Source organism: Pantoea sp. CTOTU50773, from assembly GCF_032082325.1.
Lineage (GTDB): Bacteria > Pseudomonadota > Gammaproteobacteria > Enterobacterales > Enterobacteriaceae > Pantoea > Pantoea communis.
Map to the genome: position 1 here is coordinate 1 of NZ_DAMDQC010000019.1, position 23,071 is coordinate 23,071.

At 53.2% G+C, this 23,071-nt stretch carries 21 protein-coding genes and 1 pseudogene; 13 read left to right on the forward strand and 9 right to left on the reverse strand.

The genetic code is table 11. The features are described from left to right. Together RT340_RS04935 and RT340_RS04940 are read right to left on the reverse strand one after the other, a co-directional pair. The coding region (locus RT340_RS04935; protein WP_313374512.1) for a transporter substrate-binding domain-containing protein at positions 1-1,064 on the reverse strand (1,064 nt) is incomplete at its 3' end. A 7-nt stretch (positions 1,065-1,071) separates the two neighbouring features. Then, positions 1,072-1,695 carry a response regulator gene (locus RT340_RS04940; RefSeq protein WP_034828290.1) on the reverse strand — a complete coding sequence of 208 codons (624 nt, stop codon included), beginning with the start codon at positions 1,693-1,695 and terminating at the stop codon, positions 1,072-1,074. Between the two features lie 740 nt (positions 1,696-2,435). Between RT340_RS04940 and RT340_RS04945 the strand changes: the two genes are divergently transcribed. After that, entirely contained in the window at positions 2,436-5,135 is a 2,700-nt protein-coding gene (locus RT340_RS04945) for a cation-transporting P-type ATPase (RefSeq protein WP_313374514.1), read from the forward strand. A gap of 1 nt (position 5,136) precedes the next feature. On the opposite strand, the gene RT340_RS04950 is transcribed toward RT340_RS04945, so the two are convergent. Together RT340_RS04950 and RT340_RS04955 are read right to left on the reverse strand one after the other, a co-directional pair. Further along, positions 5,137-6,138: an AI-2E family transporter gene (locus RT340_RS04950; RefSeq protein WP_313374516.1), complete on the reverse strand. Its 1,002-nt coding sequence runs from the start codon at positions 6,136-6,138 to the stop codon at positions 5,137-5,139. Between the two features lie 63 nt (positions 6,139-6,201). Further along, positions 6,202-7,305, reverse strand: coding sequence for an AI-2E family transporter (locus tag RT340_RS04955; RefSeq protein WP_097117448.1), 1,104 nt, complete (start codon positions 7,303-7,305; stop codon positions 6,202-6,204). A gap of 182 nt (positions 7,306-7,487) precedes the next feature. On the opposite strand from RT340_RS04955, the gene RT340_RS04960 reads away from it, so the two are divergent. After that, on the forward strand, positions 7,488-7,727 hold the full coding sequence (locus RT340_RS04960; RefSeq protein ID WP_211728080.1) for a DUF1272 domain-containing protein: 240 nt from the start codon (positions 7,488-7,490) through the stop codon (positions 7,725-7,727). Here RT340_RS04960 and RT340_RS04965 read toward each other — a convergent pair. Further along, the gene (locus RT340_RS04965) at positions 7,700-7,867 is read right to left on the reverse strand and encodes a hypothetical protein (protein ID WP_176505734.1); all 168 of its coding nucleotides are present in this window, start codon (positions 7,865-7,867) and stop codon (positions 7,700-7,702) included. The genes RT340_RS04960 and RT340_RS04965 overlap by 28 nt on opposite strands. Positions 7,868-8,672: 805 nt before the next feature. On the opposite strand from RT340_RS04965, the gene RT340_RS04970 reads away from it, so the two are divergent. Continuing rightward, the gene (locus tag RT340_RS04970; RefSeq protein ID WP_034828301.1) at positions 8,673-9,146 is read left to right on the forward strand and encodes an RcnB family protein; all 474 of its coding nucleotides are present in this window, start codon (positions 8,673-8,675) and stop codon (positions 9,144-9,146) included. A 109-nt stretch (positions 9,147-9,255) separates the two neighbouring features. Further along, entirely contained in the window at positions 9,256-10,083 is an 828-nt protein-coding gene (locus RT340_RS04975) for a Cof-type HAD-IIB family hydrolase (RefSeq protein ID WP_097117446.1), read from the forward strand. A 159-nt stretch (positions 10,084-10,242) separates the two neighbouring features. On the opposite strand, the pseudogene RT340_RS04980 reads toward RT340_RS04975, so the two are convergent. After that, positions 10,243-11,555, reverse strand: a pseudogene (locus tag RT340_RS04980) (iron-containing alcohol dehydrogenase). Between the two features lie 125 nt (positions 11,556-11,680). Here RT340_RS04980 and gntT point away from each other — a divergent pair. Next, positions 11,681-12,997, forward strand: coding sequence for a gluconate transporter (gntT, locus tag RT340_RS04985; RefSeq protein WP_313374521.1), 1,317 nt, complete (start codon positions 11,681-11,683; stop codon positions 12,995-12,997). Between the two features lie 47 nt (positions 12,998-13,044). Here the strand turns inward: gntT and RT340_RS04990 are convergent, their stop codons facing one another. Beyond that, positions 13,045-14,127, reverse strand: coding sequence for a malate/lactate/ureidoglycolate dehydrogenase (locus RT340_RS04990; RefSeq protein ID WP_313374523.1), 1,083 nt, complete (start codon positions 14,125-14,127; stop codon positions 13,045-13,047). Positions 14,128-14,235: 108 nt separating this feature from the next. Beyond that, positions 14,236-14,481 (reverse strand): hypothetical protein, encoded by a 246-nt coding sequence (locus tag RT340_RS04995; RefSeq protein ID WP_008103719.1) that lies wholly within the window; start codon positions 14,479-14,481, stop codon positions 14,236-14,238. A 943-nt stretch (positions 14,482-15,424) separates the two neighbouring features. Here RT340_RS04995 and pagP point away from each other — a divergent pair. From pagP to RT340_RS05010, 3 genes are all read left to right on the forward strand, one after another. Further along, positions 15,425-15,997, forward strand: coding sequence for a lipid IV(A) palmitoyltransferase PagP (pagP, locus tag RT340_RS05000; protein WP_034829022.1), 573 nt, complete (start codon positions 15,425-15,427; stop codon positions 15,995-15,997). A gap of 150 nt (positions 15,998-16,147) precedes the next feature. Next, positions 16,148-16,357: a transcription antiterminator/RNA stability regulator CspE gene (gene cspE / locus RT340_RS05005; protein WP_034829024.1), complete on the forward strand. Its 210-nt coding sequence runs from the start codon at positions 16,148-16,150 to the stop codon at positions 16,355-16,357. Positions 16,358-16,714: 357 nt separating this feature from the next. Continuing rightward, the gene (locus RT340_RS05010; protein ID WP_034829026.1) at positions 16,715-17,146 is read left to right on the forward strand and encodes a GNAT family N-acetyltransferase; all 432 of its coding nucleotides are present in this window, start codon (positions 16,715-16,717) and stop codon (positions 17,144-17,146) included. Here the strand turns inward: RT340_RS05010 and RT340_RS05015 are convergent. After that, on the reverse strand, positions 17,124-18,479 hold the full coding sequence (locus RT340_RS05015; protein WP_313374527.1) for a PLP-dependent aminotransferase family protein: 1,356 nt from the start codon (positions 18,477-18,479) through the stop codon (positions 17,124-17,126). The genes RT340_RS05010 and RT340_RS05015 overlap by 23 nt on opposite strands. A 135-nt stretch (positions 18,480-18,614) precedes the next feature. On the opposite strand from RT340_RS05015, the gene RT340_RS05020 reads away from it, so the two are divergent. The 5 genes from RT340_RS05020 to RT340_RS05040 are packed head-to-tail and all read left to right on the forward strand — an operon-like array spanning position 18,615 to position 22,994. Further along, on the forward strand, positions 18,615-19,574 hold the full coding sequence (locus RT340_RS05020) for an ABC transporter substrate-binding protein (protein ID WP_045816520.1): 960 nt from the start codon (positions 18,615-18,617) through the stop codon (positions 19,572-19,574). A gap of 2 nt (positions 19,575-19,576) precedes the next feature. Continuing rightward, the gene (locus RT340_RS05025; protein WP_313374531.1) at positions 19,577-20,371 is read left to right on the forward strand and encodes a deaminated glutathione amidase; all 795 of its coding nucleotides are present in this window, start codon (positions 19,577-19,579) and stop codon (positions 20,369-20,371) included. Positions 20,372-20,392: 21 nt separating this feature from the next. Continuing rightward, positions 20,393-21,280, forward strand: coding sequence for an ABC transporter substrate-binding protein (locus RT340_RS05030; protein ID WP_097117441.1), 888 nt, complete (start codon positions 20,393-20,395; stop codon positions 21,278-21,280). Next, positions 21,277-22,227, forward strand: coding sequence for an amino acid ABC transporter permease (locus RT340_RS05035; RefSeq protein ID WP_058960807.1), 951 nt, complete (start codon positions 21,277-21,279; stop codon positions 22,225-22,227). The genes RT340_RS05030 and RT340_RS05035 overlap by 4 nt, the downstream gene beginning before the upstream one ends. Next, complete coding sequence (locus RT340_RS05040; RefSeq protein WP_313374534.1) at positions 22,224-22,994, forward strand: amino acid ABC transporter ATP-binding protein; 771 nt, start codon at positions 22,224-22,226, stop codon at positions 22,992-22,994. The genes RT340_RS05035 and RT340_RS05040 overlap by 4 nt, the downstream gene beginning before the upstream one ends. Positions 22,995-23,071 lie beyond the last annotated feature (77 nt).

Below are 23,071 nucleotides of genomic sequence, written 5' to 3' on the forward strand. Positions count from 1 at the left end.
CGGTCGAACATTGCGTTGACGGAAGAGGCTTCGATCATGGTGAAGTCGATACCGGTGCGCAGATGAATCAAACGCAGTAAGTCTGCAGTCATACCGTTAAATTTGTTGTGCCGATCTTTTAGCGTGAAAGGCGCATCGAGCGGGTTCATCACCACGCGCAGCGTCTGATGCTGAGCCAGCCAGCGTCGCTCACGGTCAGTGAGTTGCAGAGGCGCAGCCGCCATCATCGGTGGCATGCTTTGCACCCATTGATGGAAGATGGCTTTGTGCTGCTGCAAGGGAATGGCATTCAGCACCGCATTGACGCCCCGATACAGTGGCGCATTGCGGATGGGAAAGACAAAGCGCGGTCCGGCATCGGTGGGCTCAAAAATGCGTATCACGGAGAGCGTCGAGGCGTAATTGCGTTCAATCAGGTAATTGGCGGTGTTGAGATTGCCAATAAAGTAGTCGTTTTCGCCAAAGGCTAATGACGCCAACGCACTGAGCGCAGAAGGATAGCGGGTGATTTTTGCTTCCGGATAGCGCGCCTCGATCCAGGCATCGCTCAGGTAGCCTCGCGGCATGGCGATTTGCATCGGCGAATTATCATCACTCATCTCAGACATGATGTTATCGCGTGACACCATCGCAGGGTAATCAGAGGCAAACGCAGTACTTAATAATAGCTCTGCGCCAGTGGGTTCCGGGCTGCCCGCGCTGTCCACCAGCATATCGACCTTGCCTTGCTGCAGCGCATCGAGCGCCGCACTGCGACTGCTGTAATAGTGCGTGTTGATGTGTAAACCGAGGTAATGCAGAACTAAAGCGGTGTAGTCGGCGGAGATCCCTTCCAGCGTGTTGGCATCGATGACCATATCGAACGGTGGATTTTCAGGCGCGTAAATCGCAACGCTGACTTCGCGCTTTTCGCCCAGCCAGCGCCAGTCGTTGTCGGGGAGATCAAAGGTCAGCAGGACATTTTGTTCACGGCTGACCAACTGCATGATGCGGGGATCTTCAGCCCTGACTGGCTGACTCATCAGGCAGAGCAACAGGCCAATCAGGAGGAGTAATTTAACCATCAATATGTCAGGCGATATTATTGCGTTTGGCAAACTCGTAAAGGCCGACCATATTTTGAATGTCGAGCTTTTCCATTAATCGGCGTTTGTAAGTGCTTACCGTTTTATCACTGATTTTCATCCGCTGTGCCATTTCCACCACTTTCATTCCTTTGGATAAATACACCAGCACCTGCAATTCTTTACTGGAGAGGCCGGCAATTTTATTTTTGTCTTCCTGAATATCATCCGGTAAACCCTGACGTCGGCGATTTAAAGGAAAGAAGCCATATCCGGCATTAATCGCGCGAATGGCATCGTGCAATTCGGTCATGTTATTGCGCTTGCTAATAAAACCATCGGCACCGGCAGTGGCGCTGCGCTTGATGTAGTGGTCAACGTCCTTGCCGGTCAGTACCAGAATGCCACCGTTGAAGCCGTTGTGGCGCAACCTTTGCACCAGGTCGATGCCGTTGTAAGAGGGCATATCGATATCCACGATGATCAAATCCGGCGACAGTTTTTTGGTTAGCGCTAATGCTTCAAATCCGTCATCCGTTTCGCCCACCACATTCATGTTGTCCGTTTCAAGCAGCAGTCTTAACGCCATCCGAACCACCGGATGGTCATCAACGATAAGAACTTCCTTCATATGGCTGTCCTGTTTATTGCGGTGAATGGAATATTCATAAGGATTGGTTTTATTGGTTAGCAGATTTTAAGAGTAAAGTTTAAATGGCGCAAATAATTATTTTGTAAGGTTTTCCTGATGCAATAAATATCATGACCTGACGTGTTATTTATATATTCACTATGGTTTTTAATCAGTTTTCTAATTATGCGGTGAGTCTTTTAAATTCAGTGATGTCACTGGGCGTTAAGGTGATGATTTCGACGTGAAAGCAGTAGAAAAGTTATCACTGTGGGTAAATGTTAAGGTGTGCAGGTAGTGGTCTTATCGGGGCGAGAAGAGAAATCAGAGTCTCGCGTCGGAAAGACGAAGTGTGACCTTGTTTAGATTGGGTTTAATTTTACCTGAAGGTAAAGTTATTTATGTGATCCTAAGAGTAACGTCATAAAATGTCACTAAACTCATAGTCATGCCAGTAAGTAACCTTGCATAAATAAACAAGTGAAGTTGGACCAATATGCTGTTTTAAATTATTAAATTTATGTTTTTGTTGTGATTTTTTATCAGTAAATAAAGCATCATCACCTCTGATTTCCAGAGTGTGATTAATTCAACACTGAATGGTTATTAGCGATGTTAATTAACGGTCTAATTAACCAAAACATGACCCCGGTCATCTCGTTACAGATAAACAATATTAAACTGGGCTTTTGTTTTTACTCTCCTTTTTCCATTTTATTGTCAACCGCACGGGGTGAAATATGACCGTTGTTCCTTTTCGTCCAGATCGATCGGATTCATCTGATCGACCCTTATATCAGCTCGACAGTGCCAGCGCTTTTATCCGTTTAAACAGCTCGCCCAGTGGCTTGCCGACCGAAGAGGCGCAGGCGCGTCTGGCAGCTAACGGGCGCAACGTGCTGCCACAGAAAGCCGAAAAGTCACTGCTGATGCGCTTTCTGGCGCACTTTAAAGATGTGCTGATCTACATCCTGCTGGCGGCAGCGGTCATTACCGCGGTGATGGGCCACTGGGTGGATACCTTTGTCATTCTCGGCGTTGCTGTCATCAACGCACTGATTGGATTTATCCAGGAAAGTAACGCCGAGAAGTCATTGAAAAGCATTCAGAACATGCTGTCGAACGAAGCGATGGTATTGCGCGATGGGCGGCAGATCACCGTGCCGACCGAAGAGCTGGTGGTCGGTGACGTGGTGTTGCTGCGTCCTGGCGACAAAATCCCTGCCGATCTGCGTTTGTTCGACGTGCACAATTTGCGGGTAGAAGAAGCCATCCTCACTGGGGAATCCACGGTGGTGTCCAAATTAAGCGATGCGCTGGAAGGCGAAAAGTCGCTCGGCGATCGGCTGAATCTGGCTTATTCCGGTACTACGGTGAGTTCTGGCACTGCCGCAGGTGTGGTGATCGCCACTGGCGGTGATACCGAGTTGGGGCACATCAACGCGATGATCTCCTCCATCGAAGAAGCAAAAACGCCGTTGCTGGTGCAGATTGAAAAACTCGGTAAGGCGATTTTCTACATCATTTTGCTGATGATGGCCGCGCTGTTCGTGTTCGGTTATCTGCTGCGCGACATCCCGCTGGCGGAACTGCTGCTGGCGGTGATCAGTCTGGCGGTGGCGGCGGTGCCAGAGGGTTTACCGGCGATTATTTCGATCATTCTCTCACTTGGCGTGCAGTCGATGGCGCGCAATCATGCCATCATTCGTAAGCTGCCGACGGTCGAAACTCTCGGCGCCATGTCGGTGATCTGCTCCGATAAAACCGGCACGCTCACCATGAACGAAATGACGGTGAAAGCGCTGGTGCTGGCCAACAGTCACTGGCGCATCAGTGGCAACAGCTATGAGCCGAAAGGGGAGTTTCATCTGGAAAGCGGCCAGCGTGATGAGGCGCTGCTCAACGGCTTTTTACAGACGGTAGATATCTGCAACGAGAGCCAACTGAGGCAGGATAATCAGGGGCACTGGGGGATTGTCGGTGGCCCCACCGAGGGCGCGCTCAAAGTATTGGCGGCGAAAGCGGGCATCAACTCGGAATCCGTGCAGGTACTGAGCAAGCTGCCGTTTGACTCGGCCTACAAATACATGGCCGTGAGCTGTTTGATTGATGGCAAGGCGTGTCTGCTGCTGACCGGTGCACCGGATGTGCTGCTCGCGCTGTGCCAGCAGCAGCAAGGCGAAAACGGCGCCGAAGCGCTTGATCGTGATTACTGGAACGCCGCAATCACCACTTATGCCAGCGAAGGGTTGCGCACCGTGGCCGCCGCCTGGCGCTGGCTACCGGAAGGCCGACAGCAGATCGTTCACGCCGATCTGCGCGAGGGCATGATGATGCTGGGTCTGGCGTGCATGATGGATCCGCCGCGTCCGGAAGCGATTACCGCCATACGCGACTGCCAGCAGGCCGGGATTCGCGTCAAAATGATCACCGGCGATCACCCGGAAACGGCGATGGCCATCGGTCAGATGTTAGGCATCGGCAACAGTGACAGCGCCGTCACCGGCTATCAGCTGGAGCACATGGATGATGCGGAACTGGGCAAAGCGGCTCGTGAGTACGACATTTTCGCACGCACCAGCCCGGAACATAAGCTGCGTCTGGTGAAAGCGCTGGCAGAGAGCGGGGAGATCGTCGGGATGACCGGCGATGGCGTGAATGATGCCCCTGCGCTGAAACAGGCCAATGTCGGCATCGCCATGGGCATCAAAGGCACCGAGGTGACCAAAGAGTCGGCGGATATGATTCTGGCGGATGATAACTTCGCGACTATCGCGGCGGCGGTGAAAGAGGGGCGTCGCGTTTACGATAACCTGAAGAAAACTATCCTGTTTGTGATGCCGACCAACCTCGCGCAGGGGCTGTTGATCATCATCGCCATTCTGATGGGCAATCTATTACCGCTGACGCCGGTGCAGATTCTCTGGATGAATATGGCGACCTCAGCAACACTCTCATTTGGGCTGGCATTCGAAGCCGCCGAGCGTAATATCATGTGTCGGCCGCCGCGTAACGTACGCAGCCATGTGATGGATGGTTACGCCATCTGGCGAGTGGTTTTTGTCGGGTTACTGATTTCGATTAGCGCCTTTGTACTGGAAGCCTGGTTGCAGCCGCGTGGTTATTCGCCGGAGTTTATCCGCACGGTGCTGTTGCAGATGCTGGTGACTGCCCAGTGGGCGTATATGCTCAACTGCCGCAATAGCAATGGCTTCTCACTGGATGCTGGCTTGCTGAAAAATCGCGGTATCGGGCTGGTGACGCTGGTGCTGGTGGCGCTGCAGGCGATGATTATTTATCTGCCGCTGATGAATACGCTGTTTGGCACCGAGCCACTGCCGGTTAAATATTGGTTTATTTCGCTGGCGGTCAGCGCCGGGATATTTGTGCTGGTGGAAATTGAGAAGCATCTGACGCGCGGCTGGCGCGTCGCCCGATAACTCACTCTGGCTGGCGCAGTGCCAGCCAGACTTTTTTCAGCAAGAAGGTGAGAGGAATCGCCAGTATCGCACCGGTCATGCCCAGCAGCGCTTGCCAGAACAGGAAGGCCAGCAGCTGCACGGTCAGGGTGAGATTGAGGCGCTTGCCGAGCATCAGCGGTTCCAGCACCGAACTGAGCAGCAGGTTCAGCACCACAAAGAATCCCACCATCATCAGGCTGGTTTGAGTATCGAACAGGACAAAGGTTTGGATCACCGGCGGAATGGCCGCGAGAAAGGAACCGAGCACCGGAATGTAGTTGAAGATAAACATCAGCACGCCCCACAAAAAGGCGAACTTCAATCCCAGCAGATGCGCCATGCCCCAGACAATCACGCCGCCCAGCAGGCCGGTCAGCGTTTTCATCCGCGCATAAACAATCACACTCTGAATCCCTTCTTCCAAAGCGATAAACAGCGCAGTGTGCTGTTTACTGGCGCGCAGGGTGCGTTTCAGCAGCGGCAGCTCAATCAGCATAAACAGCAGCATCAGGAACACCATCAGCCACCACGAAAGCAGGCCGGGGATTAACGACAGTTGATAGGTGACAAAGCGCACCACCGCACCGGCATCGACAAAATTCAGCATCTCATCGGCGGTGAGGGCAATGCCCATCTGGCTCAGAGAGAGCGTCAGGTATTGCAGCTTGGCTGCTACCAGATTGGGTGCCTGACGGCTGAGTTTGATCAGGTCGGGCGCGGAGGCGCTTAGTGACATGATGGTGATGACGATCAGCAGCAGCAAAATCACAATCACCAGCAGAGAAGAGAGCGTACGTGGGATGCCGCGTCGCGCCAGGCGGCTAATCAGTGGATCGAGCATCACGGCAAGAAATATCGCCAGCAGCACCTGGTTGATCAGCGGCGCACCAAGGCGCAGCCCAAACAGCACAAGGGTCAGACATGCGAGCAAAATAAGCGCCTGCGCTAGCGGCGCGAAAGATTTTAACCAACCCTGGTACATCGATGCAGTTCTCCGGTAAACGGGCGGTTGCCGTGTGCAGCAACCGCCTGACAGGGAAAGGCCTTACTCGCGAGATTTCCCCTCTTCAATAAACTCTTCGTCGATCTCCTCGACATTGTCGCGGTTGTCGCGCCCGGAGAGCAGGTTCCAGCAGGCGATAAACAGCGCGGCAATCAACGGGCCGATCACAAAGCCATTGATACCGTAAACTTCCATGCCGCCCAGCGTCGAGATCAGGATCAAGTAGTCAGGCATTTTGGTGTCTTTTCCGACCAGCAGCGGACGTAAAATGTTGTCTACCAGACCGACGATCACCACAAAGAAGCCGACCAGGAACAGACCTTTCCATATCGCGCTGGTGGCGAAGAAGAAGATTGCCGCAGGCACCCAAACGATGGCGGAACCGACCGCCGGGATCAGCGACAGGAACGCCATCAACGCACCCCACAGCAAGCTGCCGTCAATGCCGGTGAACCAGAAGGCAAGACCGCCCAACACGCCCTGAACCACCGCGACCACCACCGTGCCTTTGACGGTAGCGCGTGAGACGGCGGCAAATTTCACCATCAGGTGATGCTTCACATAGGTAGAGAGCGGCAGTGCTTCCAGTATCAGATTCACCAGCCATGGGCCATCCTTCAACAGGAAGAACAGCAGATACAGCATCACGCCGAAGCCAACCGTAAAGGTGAACGTTCCTTTACCGATCATGAAGACGCTGCCTGCCATGTATTGGCCGCCTTTGAGGGCAAATTCAGACAGTTTCTGCTGAATCTGGCCGGCATTGTTGAGGTTGTGTTCCGCGAGATAACTCTGTGCCCAGTTCGGTAAGTGCTGCATTAATTCGGCAAACACCGTCGGGAACTGTGACGAACTGTTCTGCAGTTTGCTGTACACCGTATTGACTTCAACTACCATCGACGAGGTGATAATCGCTAATGGCGTGAACACGATCAGACAGATGATCGCCAGAGTGGCAAAGGCAGCGAGCCCGTTACGATCGCCCATTTTGCGGCGCAGCAATGACTTCAGCGGATGGAAGATCACCGCCAGAATGGCTGCCCAAAAAATGGCAGAGAAGTATGGTGTCAGCACATCAAAAAAGGCGTAGGTGACTATCGCCAAAATAACAATAAAGAAGCCGAAGTTAAGTCCTTTAATACGCATTCAATTGTCTCGTGAGTAAACGTGGCGATTGAACTATAGAACGTGATTAGCGGAATGTAATGCTTTTAAGCCACGCGTGCGGACATCGGATGTCCCGATTTGTCCTGCTGATGTCTGCAACCGGGCTGGCGCGTTTGAGGTAACACGGTGATGATGGTGAAAAATCTGACTGGAGATGAACCATGCTGGAACTGCGTCCCAACTGCGAATGCTGCGATAAAGACTTACCGCCGGACTCACCCGATGCGCGCATCTGCTCGTTCGAATGTACCTTTTGTGTCGACTGCGCGGAAACTACGCTCAACCATCGCTGCCCGAACTGTGAGGGAGAACTGGTGCGCCGTCCGGTGCGCCCGGCCGCAGCGTTAGCACGTCATCCGGCCTCGACCACGCGTCATTTATCGGCTGCCGCGACACGCTGAATGAGTTCGCGCAACTGCGCTTCGTTGAAGACTTCAATGCCGTGCTGGCGCAGCAGCGTGCGAGAGATGAGCAACTTATCGCTGCCATTATAACGAACCGTCAATCCCATCAGGCAGGCACTGACTAATATTCTTTCCATGACTCCATCCTTCGGAAATAAATCGCAGCGGTAACGTAATATTCTAACGCTGATATCGAAGTTGAAATAAAAATCCATTAAGCGAGTTAAAGCCTGCGCTATATTTAGCGCGATATTGATCACGATTGTGAATTAATCGAGGTGCTGCAGGATTCTAACGTATTAATGCTGGGTAAATTGATGAATAACGCTGAAGTCTGATTAATGAAAGGGTTGGCCGACGCAGGTTGAAGGGAATGGTATTGATTTAGCAGTGTTTTATCGCCTGGTGGTTGTGTGGTTATCGTTGGGGGCAGGTTCGTTTCTATCACCACGACGGTGCGAAATTTATCAAACCGCTATTCTGGTCAGAGCACAGACCTTATTTGTGCATCAGATCCCTCGCACAGCAGATTATTTTTCTGCGCCATTTTATTTTTACGGTTTTTTCCGAAAAGCAGGGGTTTTTAAAAGAATTTTGCATTTTAAAATGGTATTGTTTATCCGCAATGCTAGTGATGTGGCGTTGTGTGCTTCAGTTTTACCCTCAATTTTAGGGTTTACCCGCTTTATGCAATTTATGGAAATAGCATTCTCCACCCGATCCTCGCGATCGGGTTTCTTTCCTCTCCGCTGTAGTATGAATCCGCTGACTTTAAGACCAGATAATGTCAGAAAAGACACAACCGTTAAGAAATCGATAATTTGCAGTAATTTAATGTAAGTCTGCGGTTTTTAAGAGTTTTGGAAATCCTCTTTTGCTTTTGATTGGTGAATAGTGTCTCTCGACGGCGCAGTAACTGCCGTTATCATTGGAGGCAACATCATGAAAAAAACAACATTAAGTCTTATTGCGTCACTTATTGCATGCAGCACACTGTTCTCTTCCGTCTCCTGGGCAGATGGCCCGGGCGACCAGCGCTGGCAGCAGCACGGCGGCGACCAGCATCAGGATCATGGGCGCGGCCCTGACCATGGCGGCGATCGCGGCCCCGATCATGGCTACAACCATGGCCCGGACCGTGGCCCGGATCACCATGACCGTTATGCCGACCATCGTGGCCCAGATGGACACCATGACGGCGATCACTTCGCCTGGAACGGCCATGACTTCCGTCGCGGTCACCCGATGCCGCCAGAATTCCGTGGCCCGCACTATCGCGTAGATGACTGGCGTGAACGCCGTCTGCCAGAGCCGCCGCGCGGTGAGTACTGGTCTTACATTGACGGTAATTACGTCCTGATTGCTGCCGCCACTGGCGTGATCACCTCGCTGCTGCTGAACGGCGCATTTAACTAATCACCCCCACGGATGGCTACGGCCATCCGTGTTTCTCTCTGCTTTATGCCCTCACCAGGTTATTCTCTATGCGACCCTTTTTTCCCCTACAACGCGCTAAGGAGTCATGATGACCGTGGTAAAAATGGTGGCAGTAGACAAGGACGGCACCTTTCTCGACGATAAAAAGCAGTACAACCGGGCTCGTTTTCAGGCTTGTTATGAAGAGATGAAACGGCGCGGCATCAAATTTGTGGTCGCCAGTGGCAATCAATATTACCAACTCAAATCCTTCTTCCCCGATATCTCCAGCGAAATTGCCTTCGTCGCCGAAAACGGTGCGTGGATCATCGATCGCGATGAAGAGCTGTTCTGCGGCGCATTCAGCCGCGACGATATCGATGCGGTACTCGACACCCTGCACAACGGGCACTACCCGGAACTGCGTTATATCCTCTGCGGACGTGAAAGTGCTTACTACTTCGAAGGTCTCGACGAGAGCTGGCTGGTGAAGATGCGCCACTACTGCCATCGTCTGAAGCCGATTCGCAGCCTCGATGAGGTCGCGGATGACAAACTCTTCAAGTTCGCCCTCAATCTCTCCGATGATTATGTTGAACCGTTAATGGCCGATATCGAACGCTTGCATCAGGGTTCGGCCGCAGCGACCTCCAGCGGCCACGGATCTGTGGATCTGATTGTGCCAGGCAATCACAAAGGCCATGGGCTCGATCTGCTCGGCAAACGTTGGGGCATCGATCGCAGCGAGATTTTGGTGTTTGGCGATGGCGGTAACGATCTGGAGATGTTGCAGCAATCGGGATTTAGCTTCGCCATGGCGAATGCACCGCAAAAAGTGAAAGATGCCGCACGCTATGAAGCGCCCAGCAACAATGAAGAGGGCGTGCTGCAGGTGATCGAACAGATGCTGGCGGGCAAACCGCCGTTTAGCCTCTGAGCGTCATTTGACACTTAATTCATTGTTTGCTTTGACGATGCGCGGAGCGTATGCAGGCGCGGCGAGATGAAGCGGCGCAACATTGCGCGGTAAAGTGGCGGGAAAGTCATGTTGTGCGGGTGTGCTTTGGCGCACCCGCATCGTCTAAATCAACCGATGTTATGCAACGTGCCAGGCCGCAGTAATCATCTCGGTGAGGGTGGAGGCATCGTAACTGACCCAGCCGTTTTTACTGTTGGCGCGCGCGACAATCCAGTCAACATCGGTGGCGTTCAAGGTCGGCCCATCCTGCCAGAACGGCACAATCGCATGCGCCTGCAACCAGGCTTTCAGCGCTAACGCTGGCGGCGCCGGATCGTCCGGTAGTAGCGCTTGCCCCAGCTGTGCCATCAAACGCTGCTGTTCAGCGTGCTCGGTTTCCGCCAGCACATCGAGGAATGGGAACAGCAAACGTCCACACACTTCTCCGTGATGGAAAGGTTTGATGGCGCCCAGTTCACCGGCAATCCCATGAATCACGCCCAATCCCGCACTGCTCAGGCAGACACCGCCCAGCCAGGAAGCCATCATCATCGCTTCTCGTGCTTCATCACCTTGGGCATCGTCGCGATTCAGATTTGGCCATGCCTGAAAGAACAGCCGCAGCCCATTCAGCGCCGTTTGTTGGGTAAACAGATTGCCTTTACGCGACAGGTACGCCTCGAACAGATGGGTAAAGGCATCAATGGCGCAGGTGGCCAGTACGCTATCTGGTGTGCCCTTGAGCAAATCGGCATCCAGAATTGCCACCTGTGGCACAAACACCGGATGGCGCAACGAGGCTTTCACCTGAATATGCTGCTGATCGGTCACCACGGCGTTTTGCGTCGCCTCACTGCCCGTTCCCGCTGTGGTGGGAATGGCGATCAGCGGCAGAGTGATCGCCTGAACCGGCGTATCACCCACTTTCTCCAGGTAACGTGCGGTATTCAGCGGATGCTGCATCATGGCGCTGAAAGCTTTAGCGGCATCCAGCACGCTGCCACCGCCTATCGCTACCACGCGATCCACATGGCCGCGCCAGCGATTCACCCAGGCATCAATTTCATCGGGCGAGGCTTCATGGCTGACAATTTCATAGCCCAGAATCTGGTCATTGAGTGCCGCGCCCAGTCTTTGCCAGGCAGGGCCGTTAAGAAAAGAGCGGCCACAAAACAGCAACGTCGGTTGGGGATGGGCAGCTAGCAGCGGCAATAATCGGTCAATACTGCCACGTCCAAACAGGGTTTGTTGATTACTGTACAACTCGATCAGATTCTCACTCACCTGCAGATCCTTTTTTTGAAGGGCATAAAGACCTTAGTGTAACCAAAAGCGGTGACGCCCCCGCTGCAAACATTCTGATAACTGCCTGGCAAAAAGTTGATCACCTTCGCAAAACAGAAATTCCCCCCGCACGGCTGATGCTTTGTGCGCAATGTTACCCTTAACATGATACCCGTAACATTGTGCGACAGACCGCGTGCCTCTCAGCGATGTCACCGAATCGACTGTCCTTTGGGATCAACAAAACAAACCGCTGCCGACATGCTGTCGTGCGCAAAAGTGGAGAAAAATTATGCCATTACTCTATGTGGCGATTGGCGTAGCCTTACTGCTGCTGTTAATGATTCGCTTCAAGCTGAATGGATTTATTGCGCTGATACTGGTCGCGCTGGCGGTGGGCATGATGCAGGGTATGCCCGTCAACAAAGTGATTGGATCGATCAAAACCGGCGTGGGCGGCACACTTGGTAGTCTGGCGCTGATCATGGGCTTTGGCGCGATGTTGGGAAAACTGCTGGCTGACTGCGGCGGTGCCCAGCGTATTGCCACCACGCTGATTGCTAAATTTGGTCAAAAACACATTCAGTGGGCGCTGGTCTTAACCGGCTTCACGGTGGGCTTCGCGCTGTTCTATGAAGTGGGCTTTGTGTTGATGCTGCCGCTGGTGTTCAGCATCGCGGCGTCGGCGCGTGTGCCGCTGTTGTACGTCGGCGTGCCGATGGCTGCGGCATTGTCGGTGACGCACGGTTTCCTGCCTCCGCATCCAGGTCCAACGGCGATTGCGACACTGTTCAACGCCGATATGGGTAAAACGCTGCTGTATGGCACCCTGCTGGGTATTCCGACCGTGATTCTGGCGGGCCCGGTGTATGCGCGCTTCCTGAAAGGCATCGACAAACCGATTCCTGAAGGTTTGTGGAACCCGAAAACCTTTACCGAAGCGGAAATGCCCGGCTTTGGCGTCAGCGTCTGGACGGCGTTAGTGCCGGTAGTGCTGATGGCCTTGCGTGCCGTGGCGGAGATGGTGTTGCCGAAAGGGCATCTGTTGTTGCCGTATGCGGAGTTCTTTGGTGACCCGATTATGGCAACGCTGATTGCAGTGCTGATCGCCATCTTCACCTTTGGTCTGAACCGTGGACGTAGCATGGATGAAGTGATGGGCACCATCACCGACTCGATCAAAATCATCGCCATGATGCTGTTGATCATTGGCGGCGGCGGGGCGTTCAAGCAGGTGCTGGTGGACAGCGGTGTCGATAAATACATCGCGAGTATGATGCACGAGACCAATATATCGCCGATCTTTATGGCGTGGTCCATCGCGGCGGTGTTGCGTATCGCATTGGGTTCAGCCACCGTGGCGGCGATTACCGCCGGCGGGATCGTTGCACCACTGATTGCCACCAGCGGTGCCAGCCCGGAACTGATGGTGATTGCCGTGGGTTCTGGCAGCGTGATCTTCTCTCACGTCAACGATCCGGGCTTCTGGCTGTTCAAGGAATACTTCAACCTGACCATCGGTGAAACCATCCGCTCCTGGTCCGCGCTGGAAACCATTATTTCGGTGTGTGGTTTGGTCGGCTGTTTGCTGCTGGCTAACGTTATCTGACGGAAATCAGCTGAGGCGATGTGCCTCAGCTTCCTTATTACTGGGGTCTACTGCGCCAGCGCGCGGAAGGCCGCCAGCTCTTCATCGGACATGCCCGCTTGTAATGCGGCTGCACAAATCTGTTCCCAACTGTTGCTGTCGAGCGGAATCCCCTCGCGATCGCGTTCGATACGATTCTGTTCTTCCCATTCACCTGGCATCTGAATCGGTGCATCGCCGCTTTGTGGCGAGCGTTTTACCCATTCGAGGAACGATTCTGCTTCTTCCTGCATCGCCGGGGCATCAAACGCTTCGGGATTAACGATGATGGTGGTCATGCAGTTGAAAATGGCGTCATGGCTGCTGACCAGCGTGGCATCGTGCGTGGTGCGACCACCGGAAAGCGCACCGCCCAGAATTTCGCACATCGTGGCCAGCGCGTAACCTTTGTGCAGACCGAAGGGCATCAGCGAGCCATAAGGTGCCTGATGCATCACGCCGGGTTCGGTGGTGGGCTGCCCCTGATGATCGATCAGATAACCGGGCGCGACCTGTTGCCCTTTGTTCCACGCCACGCGTGTTTTGCCGTAGGCAATCCCGCTGGTAGCGAAATCGAGCAGCAGCGGTTTGGCATTTTGGCGTGGGAAGATGGCACAGAAGGGGTTGGTGCCAAAACGACGGTCGCTACCGTTAAAGGGCGCAACCATCGGATCACCCATCACGTTGACGAAATGAAAAGAGACGAATCCCGCAGCTGCGCACCGTTCTGCCCAATGACCGATACGACCAATATGGTGGGAGTGGTGTAAGCCGACCGCAGCGATACCCTGCTTCGCTGCACGCTCAATACCCAAGTGCATCGCCTGATGTGCCGCCACCTGACCAAAGCCATTATGTCCGTGCAGGGTGAGCACCGCACCGGCATCCTTTTCAATGGTGGTGTGCTGGTTCAGCTGCAGGAATCCCTGCTTCAGCGAACTCATATAGCTCGGGATCATTCCTACGCCGTGGGAATCGTGACCGGCCAGATTGGCGGCCACCAAATGGTCAGCCACTAAACGTGACTCTTCGGCGCTGCTGCCGGCATGTAACCAAATGGCCTGAACAAATTGATGTAACTGGGAAGGGGGAAGTCGGTAAAGGGCACTCACGCGGTCAATCTCCTTGTCATGTTCGATAATGCATCCTGCGCTTAAAGCTATCATTACCGCAAGTGAGTGTTATCAAAAGCAAAGGGCCACAATCTGTGGCCCAAAAACTCAATGCGGCTGTTCAAAGCCCGCTTTCACCATCTGATCGCGCAACGCGCGGGTAATTTCACGGTTCCCACCCGTGACCGGATAAATGACATTGTTGACGACATCGTCAAGGTAATGCTCTTCAAACTCTTGCATGGTGAGTTGGGTGCCACCTTCATCGTTAATAGCAATGCTGCCACTGATGTGGTTGCCGTAATCCTTTGCCTTCAGGCTGTAACGCCCCATGCTGGTATTAATCGTGCTCATAAGATCTCCTTGTTACGTAGGCAGTGATAACAATTGAGGCCTGCTAGAGGCGCTGTAAGTTTAGACAGCACGAGCTGGCGGTGCGCAGCGGGAGAGAGAGATAAAATCGCGACATGCGACCCGTCTCGCAGAAATAAAACTGAACGGAAGGCAACGCTCATCACCATGCGTGACAGTGCTCGCACTGCACAGCGAACGCAGAAGGATCATCTATACTGGTTAACAGGCGCGTTATTTTTCATCACTGAAGGAGCGAACAATGAAAATAATTCTGTGGATTATTGCCATCATTTTTATCGTGGGATTACTGACGATTACGGGTGTATTCAAACTGATTTTTTAGCATGAACAGGCACCTGAGGTGCCTGAATTCTTTATTCTGCCCGGGACGCGGCGAATTCGCTTAATGTCAGCATTGCCGGAATCATGTCCCGCCAGTCAATCGGTTTATCACAACCCGCGCAACACGCACCATGGTGTGGGTTATTTCTATCCTCTTCCACTTTCGGCAATGTGAAATAAAATTTAGCGCAGCCGCAGCGTCGACAGCGAATCGTCATTTCAATGTTCCTCCCTCTCCATCCTGGAAAGATGAGATTTATCTTATTCGCCCTCAGAGTTCAATTCATAAATTTAATTAATTTATTTCAGGTGTAAATGATTGTCGTTAAGTTGCTGAAAATTAAGTTGTCTCTCTGGGTGATTATCACGCTGAGAGTGCATTTAATGTGCATTTTTCCTTACGACCGGGATATTTCTTTCCTGTAGAAAAACCACAACCTAATCTAAATCATCGGAAAATAATGGTGTAACACAGACTATCCCTGGAGTTTTTAGCCGCTTTTTTAGATATCGTTTTAAGTTGTTGCGCTAATAATCGCCCACTCACCGAATGCGCCTTTTACTGGGGCGAATTTAAGAGTTGACTTAATAGGATTTTTTTGTGAATCGGCACATTTTATCCGCACTTTTGGGCGGAATTTTGACGTTACCCATGACGTTTTCGGCATCAGCAGTCACAACATCGCAAGCCATTGAGGCGGGATGGAACACATTTAGCACCAATGTTGAGCAAACCTGGTCGCAGCCACAGCATCATGACTTTTACCTGCCCGCTATCACCTGGCATAACCGCTGGACCTATGATGACGAGCATATCGAAAAGTACAACGAGCGGCCGTGGGGTGCGGGTGGCGGTGTCTCTCGTTGGGATGAGAAAGGCAACTGGCATGGGCTCTATGCCATGGTGTTCAAAGACTCGTTCAACAAATGGGAGCCTATCGCTGGCTATGGCTGGGAAGCGACCTGGCGGCCATTGAACGACCAGAATTTCCACATCGGTGCAGGCTACACCGCGGGCGTCACCGCGAGAGATAACTGGCGCTATATCCCGGTTCCACTGGTTTTGCCATTAGCATCAATAGGATATGGACCAGCCACTTTCCAAATGACTTATATTCCAGGGACTTATAATAACGGCAACGTCTATTTTGCCTGGCTGAGATTCCAGTTTTAGCGTGTGAAAAGCGTCAAAAAGTGTGAAGGGGATGCAAAAAATCAATATTTATCACTTTTTCATCAATTCTCACTGGACAAATGTCACCGCAATTGCTGTACTAGATGCCGACACAGTTTAGTGTCCATTTTTCATGTAAAGGTAATATAGATGTCCAAGATCAAAGGTAACGTTAAGTGGTTTAATGAGTCCAAAGGATTCGGTTTCATTACTCCGGAAGATGGCAGCAAAGATGTATTCGTACACTTCTCTGCAATCATGAGCAATGGTTTCAAAACTCTGGCTGAAGGTCAGCGTGTAGAGTTCGAAATCACTGACGGCGCTAAAGGCCCATCTGCTGCTAACGTTATCGCTCTGTAAGTTAACAGTTAGAATTTTGAAAACCCGCCTAATGGCGGGTTTTTTTTGTCCTTTTTACATGTGCCACCAAGTCAGGGAATAGCCCAACACGGCCGCCATGGCGACGAAAAGCGCCATCACTTCATTGTAGCTACGTGGAATCAGGTTTTTCATGTGCGCGCCCCAGAGGTGTATTTCACTCAGCATCGCAAAGCCAGGTTAAGCCAACCTTAAGCCGTATTGACAGTCTGATGACAGGGCACATTCTGCGGCGTATTTCACAGAACCTGGCAGTAACATTCTCATAACAATCCTTACTTGCAGCTTTTTACGCAACAACGCTATATAACTGCATGCAAGGACTCATGAGGAGGCAGGATGAATATACGTCAGGCACTGGCAAAAGACAGTTTTGCCCTGAGTGCGCTGTTAACCGAACTGGGTTACAGCGGCACAGAAAAGTTTATTGATACACGTCTGGCGCAGTTATGCAGCCATCCCGACGAAATTTTATTGGTGGCAGAACACGGTAATCAGGTTCTGGGATTTCTCTCTTTGCACTTTATCCCCCAACTGGCGCTGCCCGGTGATTTCGCCCGCATCAGCTATTTTTGCATTGCGGAAGGCGAGCGCAGTAAAGGCAGTGGCCAACAGCTGCTCAGCCATGCCGAACAGCTAGCGCGTGAACGGGGCTGCGATCGCATGGAAGTGCATTGTCACGCTTCCCGCCTTAAAGCCAACCAGTTCTACTCGCGTGAAGGCTATGTGGAATCTCCGCGTTATCACATCAAAGATCTGGGCTCGCTTTAAGTTCACGCCCGGTGGCGATGACCAGCGCGTCAGCAATGCTTTCAAGCTGATCGAACGGGAGCAGTGAAGCACTGACGCGAATAAAGGGCTCGCCGTTGAGGCAACAGCGTTCTCCCGGCAGTACAGCGATGCCGCGTGCTGCCAGGGTGATCATGGCGTACTGCTCTGATTCCACCGGGATCTGTACGCTCAACCCATCTCGCTCTTCCAGCACCACTCCGCGTTTTGCCAGTGCCGCCAGTAACTGCTGGCGACGCTGCGCGTAAACGGTCTTCGCCTGTTGAATGCTCTGCTGTGTGGCTTCATCGGTGAGCATCCATGCCACCGCATCCTGCAAGATACGGCTGGTCCAGCTGACGCCGAAATTACGCCACGACTGCAGTCGTTTCACCATGTCTGCCGTCGCGGATAACGCCGCCAGGCGCAGATCGGGACCATAGGCTTTGGAAAAAGAATGAACGTGAATGACCCGTTCCGGGAAGTGAAAACCGAGGCTCCAGGCCGGCCAGCGCGACAGATCGCCAATGCCATCATCCTCGACAATCATCGTGGTACAGTTCGCCAGCACCCTTGCTAACTCGGCGCTGCGACGCTGAGTCACGCTGTAGCCGGTGGCCGAATGCGTGCGCGGCTGATAGATAAACATCGCCGGTGATTTTTGCAGATGTGCGGCCAGCGCCGTGGGTATAGGCCCCTGATCATCACAGGGCAGCGGCAAAATTTCTGCGCCGATATTTTCCAGCATATCCAGCAAACGGGTGGCCGTGGGATTTTCAATCACCACCCGATCGCCCGGCGACAACAGCGTCTGCACAATCAGGTTCATGGCATCAAAACCGCCATCAGTGGCTAACCAGGCTTCCGCCGGATAGGGCCAGCGTGGACTGATGGCCGCTTGCAATTGCGGGGAGATCGCTTCGCGCTGATAGCTGTTTAACTCAGGCGAGGCAATCCCCGCGAGGATCGCCCGTTTAAGATCGGGTAGCAACGCCGGATCGGGTGACGCCATCGCCAGCGCCGCCCGGATGTTCTCGCCGTAGTTACCAATCTTCTCAAAGCGGATAGGGCGTGGCAGTACGCTGTTGCCACACACCCACACGCCACTGCGTCCTTTACCCGCCAGCACTTTCTGCTTCTTCAGTTGCGCCCAGGCAGCAGAAACGGTTGCCGGACTGACGCCCAGCCGCTCCGCCAGTTCGCGCACCGCAGGCATTTGCATGCCAACAGCAATTTGGCCGTCCCGAATTAAGGATGAGGCGGTAAGCGTTATTCCCTTTACCGAAGCATCGTCTATTTGATGGCTAAGCCACTCGACATCTACCGTTTGCGTCATAAGAAAATCATTTGTTCAGTAACAAAGAATTGATTGTTCAGATTAGTATTCGCGTTTTAGACTCAAATTCAAGCACTATTTGCTGAATAAATAAACAGCGCCAGATCTCTGGCCGAAAACGGGGAAAGCACAATTATGGTAACCATCAGACTGGCGGTGCGTGACTGGGATTATTTCACCCCGCTGGCACTCGGCGACATCAAACCAGAAGGCTTCACGCTGGAGATTGACCGCGTGGGCACGCTGGTTGATAACCTCGCGACCAGCGACAAATACGACGCGGGTGAAGTGTCATTCAGCCGCTATGCTCAGGCATGCGCCAGAGGCGATAACGCACTGCTCGGCCTGCCGCACTTCCTGATGCGCGGCTTCCGCCAGCGCTGCATCATCACTACCGCTGACAGCCCGATTACCACGCCCGCTCAGCTGAAAGGCAAGAAAATCGGGGTGACCGGCTGGCAGGATTCTGGCAACACATGGACGCGCACCGTGCTGCGTGAAGCTGGCGTAGAGATCGATGATGCGTACTGGTTTGCCGGCCGTCTGACCGAAGAGCATCCGATTGTGGATCGCCTCGCGGGATTCGGTCGTCCGGGCCGCATTGAGCCGGCACCGGGTGAGCGCCCGCTGATCGAACTGCTGAAGGCCGGTGAGCTGGATGCGGTGTTCACGCCCTTTATGCCAGAAGGTTTCTTCCTGAAAAATTCTGGCCTGCGTCAATTGCAAAACGACTTTGTGACCGCCGAGCGCGACTACTTTAATCGCGTCGGCTACGTGCCGGGTATCCATCTGCTGGCGATGAAACCGGCACTGGCGGAAATGCATCCCTGGCTGCCGCAGGCGTTAAGCGAAATCATCGATCGTTCGTACCAGATGTGGATGCAGAAACGCGAGAAATACGCCGACACCACACCGTGGCTGCTGGATGATTTGCGACGTACCGCGCAGGAATTACCGGCGGACTGGAATCAAAACGGATTCTCCGCTAACAAAAAGATGATCGCCGATTTTGCTAACGAGCTGTTCCAGCAAGGCTTAACCAAAACATTACTGACGCCGGAAGCGATTTTCCCGGCAGCAGTGCAAGGGGAGTGAAGATGAAAGTTGCAATGGGGCAGTTTGCTGTCAGCCGGGAATGGCAGGAAAACACCGATATCTGCATCGGTTTAATGAACAATGCACTGGCCGGAGGCGCGGATTTACTGGTCCTGCCAGAAGGCGTGCTGGCGCGTGATATTGCCGACCCTGATCTGGTACTGAAAGCCGCACAACCGCTGGATGGTCCTTTCATCACGCAGCTGCTGGCAGTCAGCAAAGGCAACGATTTGACCACCATGATGAGCGTGCACGTGCCAACTGAAGGCAACAAAGCGCTCAACGTGCTGATTGCCATTCGCAACGGTGAACTCATCGCCGCCTACGAAAAGCTGCATCTTTATGATGCGTTTGCGATGCAGGAGTCACAGCGCGTGAATCCAGGCAACGAAATCCCACCGCTGGTGGAAGTGGCCGGGATGAAAGTGGGCCTGATGACCTGCTACGACGTGCGTTTCCCTGAGCTGGCGCGCCGTCTGGTGCTGGACGGTGCTGATGTGCTGGTATTGCCTGCCGCGTGGGTCAAAGGCCCGCTGAAAGAGATGCATTGGGAATTGCTGTGTACGGCACGCGCACTGGAAAACACCTGTTACATGGTGGCCGTGGGCGAATGTGGCCCGCGTAACATCGGCAACAGTCTGGTCATCGATCCTCTTGGCGTGGCGATAGCCAAAGCGCCAGAGTCGGCGGCACTGGTGTTCGCCTACCTCGATCCACAACGTATTGCCTACGCACGTAGCGTACTGCCGGTGCTGGAAAACCGCCGTTTTGCTCGTCCTGAACTGAAACCACTTTGATAGATTTTGGGGAACTGGCTCATGAATAAACTTACAACAGCAATAACGTTGGCGCTGGGGCTGACAGTCAGCGCAGTGCAGGCAGCGGAAACTATCCCAACGCAGAAAGTTGATCAGGCGCTGCATGACCGCTTGCCAGCAGAGATTAAAAGCGCTGGAAAAATGATTTCGGTAAACAACGGATCGTTTCCTCCTTATGAGATCGTGAACGGTCCACATTCGATGGACGGCGCCTCAGCCGACCTGACGAATGCTTTGGCTCAATTGCTGGGTGTGAAAATTGAACATGCCACAGTCAGCGGTTTGTCGGGTGTTTTAGCTGGCATTAATTCGGGCCGTTATCAGATGGCGATTGGGCCGATTGGCGACTATCCCGATCGTCAGCAGAAAGTCGACTTCATCGATTTTGTGCAGGAGTTCGTGGTGTTCGGCGTGCAGAAGGGCAATCCAGCGAAAATTAACGGTCTGGAAGACACCTGCGGCAAGCGTATTGCTGTGATGGCAGCCGGTTCAGCTGAGCAGGTGATTCGTAAGCAGTCGGACGCTTGCGTTGCCGCGGGCAAACCTGCGGTGGTGGTGCAATCTTTCACCGATCAGCCTTCATCGATTCTGGCAGTACGATCTAAGCGTTCTGATGCATTCTTCTCTTCACAGGCACCGCTGACCTACTTTATCGAGCAAGCCAATGGCCAGCTGGAGCTTTCCGGTAAAGGGCAGAAAAACGGCTTTGGCGATATTTTCCAGGGCACGGTAGTACCAAAAGGTTCCGAACTGGGCAACGTAGTACTCGACGCCTATAAAGAGCTGTTCGCCAACGGCACCTACGCGGCGATCATGAAGAAGTGGAAACTCGACGGCAATATCTTGCAGCAGCCGGGTCGTAATCTGGCGCAGGGGACAGCAAAATGAATCCGGTCACCCACAATACGCGAGCCAGGGATAAGGCCAACGTGCAGCAGCGCGATGTCGCTTTCGCCCGCAGTGCGCCCACCTATGGACGCTGGATCTCATGGATTGTGGTACTGGTGGTCGCGGCCAACTTTCTCTGGCTGGTGGCGACCAATCCCAATTTTGAATGGAAAGTGGTGTTGCAGTGGTTCACCGAAGGTTCGGTGATGAAAGGGCTGCAGGTGACGCTCGGGCTGACGGTAGTCTCGATGATCCTCGGTACGCTGCTGGGGCTGCTGCTGGCGGTATGGCGTCTTTCGGAAAATAAACTGCTGAGCGGCATCTCGTCGCTTTACATCTGGTTTTTCCGGGGTACGCCGCTGCTGGTGCAACTGATCTTTTGGTACAACCTGTCGACGCTGTTTCCGAACATTTCGATTACCGTACCCTGGACGGATATTACCTTCGCCAGTTGGAATACCAACGATCTGATTACGCCGCTGACCGCTGCGTTTGCCGGACTGGCACTGAATGAAGCGGCGTATATGGCGGAGATCATTCGCGCCGGGCTGTTGTCGGTGGATCAGGGACAGGTGGAAACCACTCAGGCGTTTGGCATGAGCCGCAGCCGTGCATTACGCCGCATTATCATTCCGCAGGCGATGCGATCCATTATTCCTCCGACCGGCAATCAGCTGATCAGTATGATTAAAGCGACCTCGCTGGTGAGCGTAATAGCCATGGGCGATCTGCTTTACTCGGTGCAGGCCGTGTATAACCGCACCTTTGAAATTATCCCGATGCTGATGGTCGCCGTGATTTGGTATCTGCTGATCACGTCGATCCTGAATATTGGGCAGTCAGCAATTGAACGCTACTACGCACGCGGCACCAAACGTACCGTGGTGAATAAACGCCGGACAGACACGGCTGTCGCAGCCACACATCAGCTGAAGGAGGATGTATGAGTGAGATTCAGCCGCTGGTCTCTGCGCGCAATGTCCAGAAGAGTTATGGCGATAACGAGGTATTGAAAGGGATCGATCTGGATGTGTTTCCAGGTGAAGTGGTGGTGATTCTCGGGCCATCGGGATCGGGCAAATCGACCTTCCTGCGCTGTATAAACCATCTGGAAGATATGAACGCCGGCTCCATCATGGTGGGTGAAGAGCAGATTGGCTACGAATTGAAGCGTGGGATTCTGCATCGCCTGTCGGCACGGCGGATTGCTCACCAGCGTCAGAAGATCGGCATGGTGTTTCAGCAATTCAACCTCTATCCACACATGACCGTGCTGCAGAACATTATTGAAGCGCCCATTGGTGTGCATAAGTTTCCCCGCCAGGGAGCGTTGCAGCATGCGCGCGAACTGCTGACAACGGTGGGATTGAGTGACAAAGCCGATGCGTGGCCACGCCATCTTTCCGGTGGGCAGCAGCAGCGTGTGGCGATTGCTCGTGCGTTAGCCATCAAACCGGCGTTGATGCTGTTTGATGAGCCGACTTCCGCGCTGGACCCCGAACTCGTGGGAGAGGTGCTGGCGACGATGCGCACGCTGGCCGATCGTGGTCTGACCATGATCGTGGTGACACATGAGATTGGCTTTGCACGTGAGGCGGCGGATCGGGTGGTATTTATGGATGGCGGCGTGGTGGTGGAGCAGGGAACACCGGAGCAGGTGATCGGTAATCCACAGCACCCGCGTACGCAGGCCTTTTTGAGCCGCTTTATTTAATGTTGCGCGGATGTTGATCGTAATCTGTTACAGATTCCAGTTGTGACAGCTGATAAACTGCGCGTTAATAGCTATGT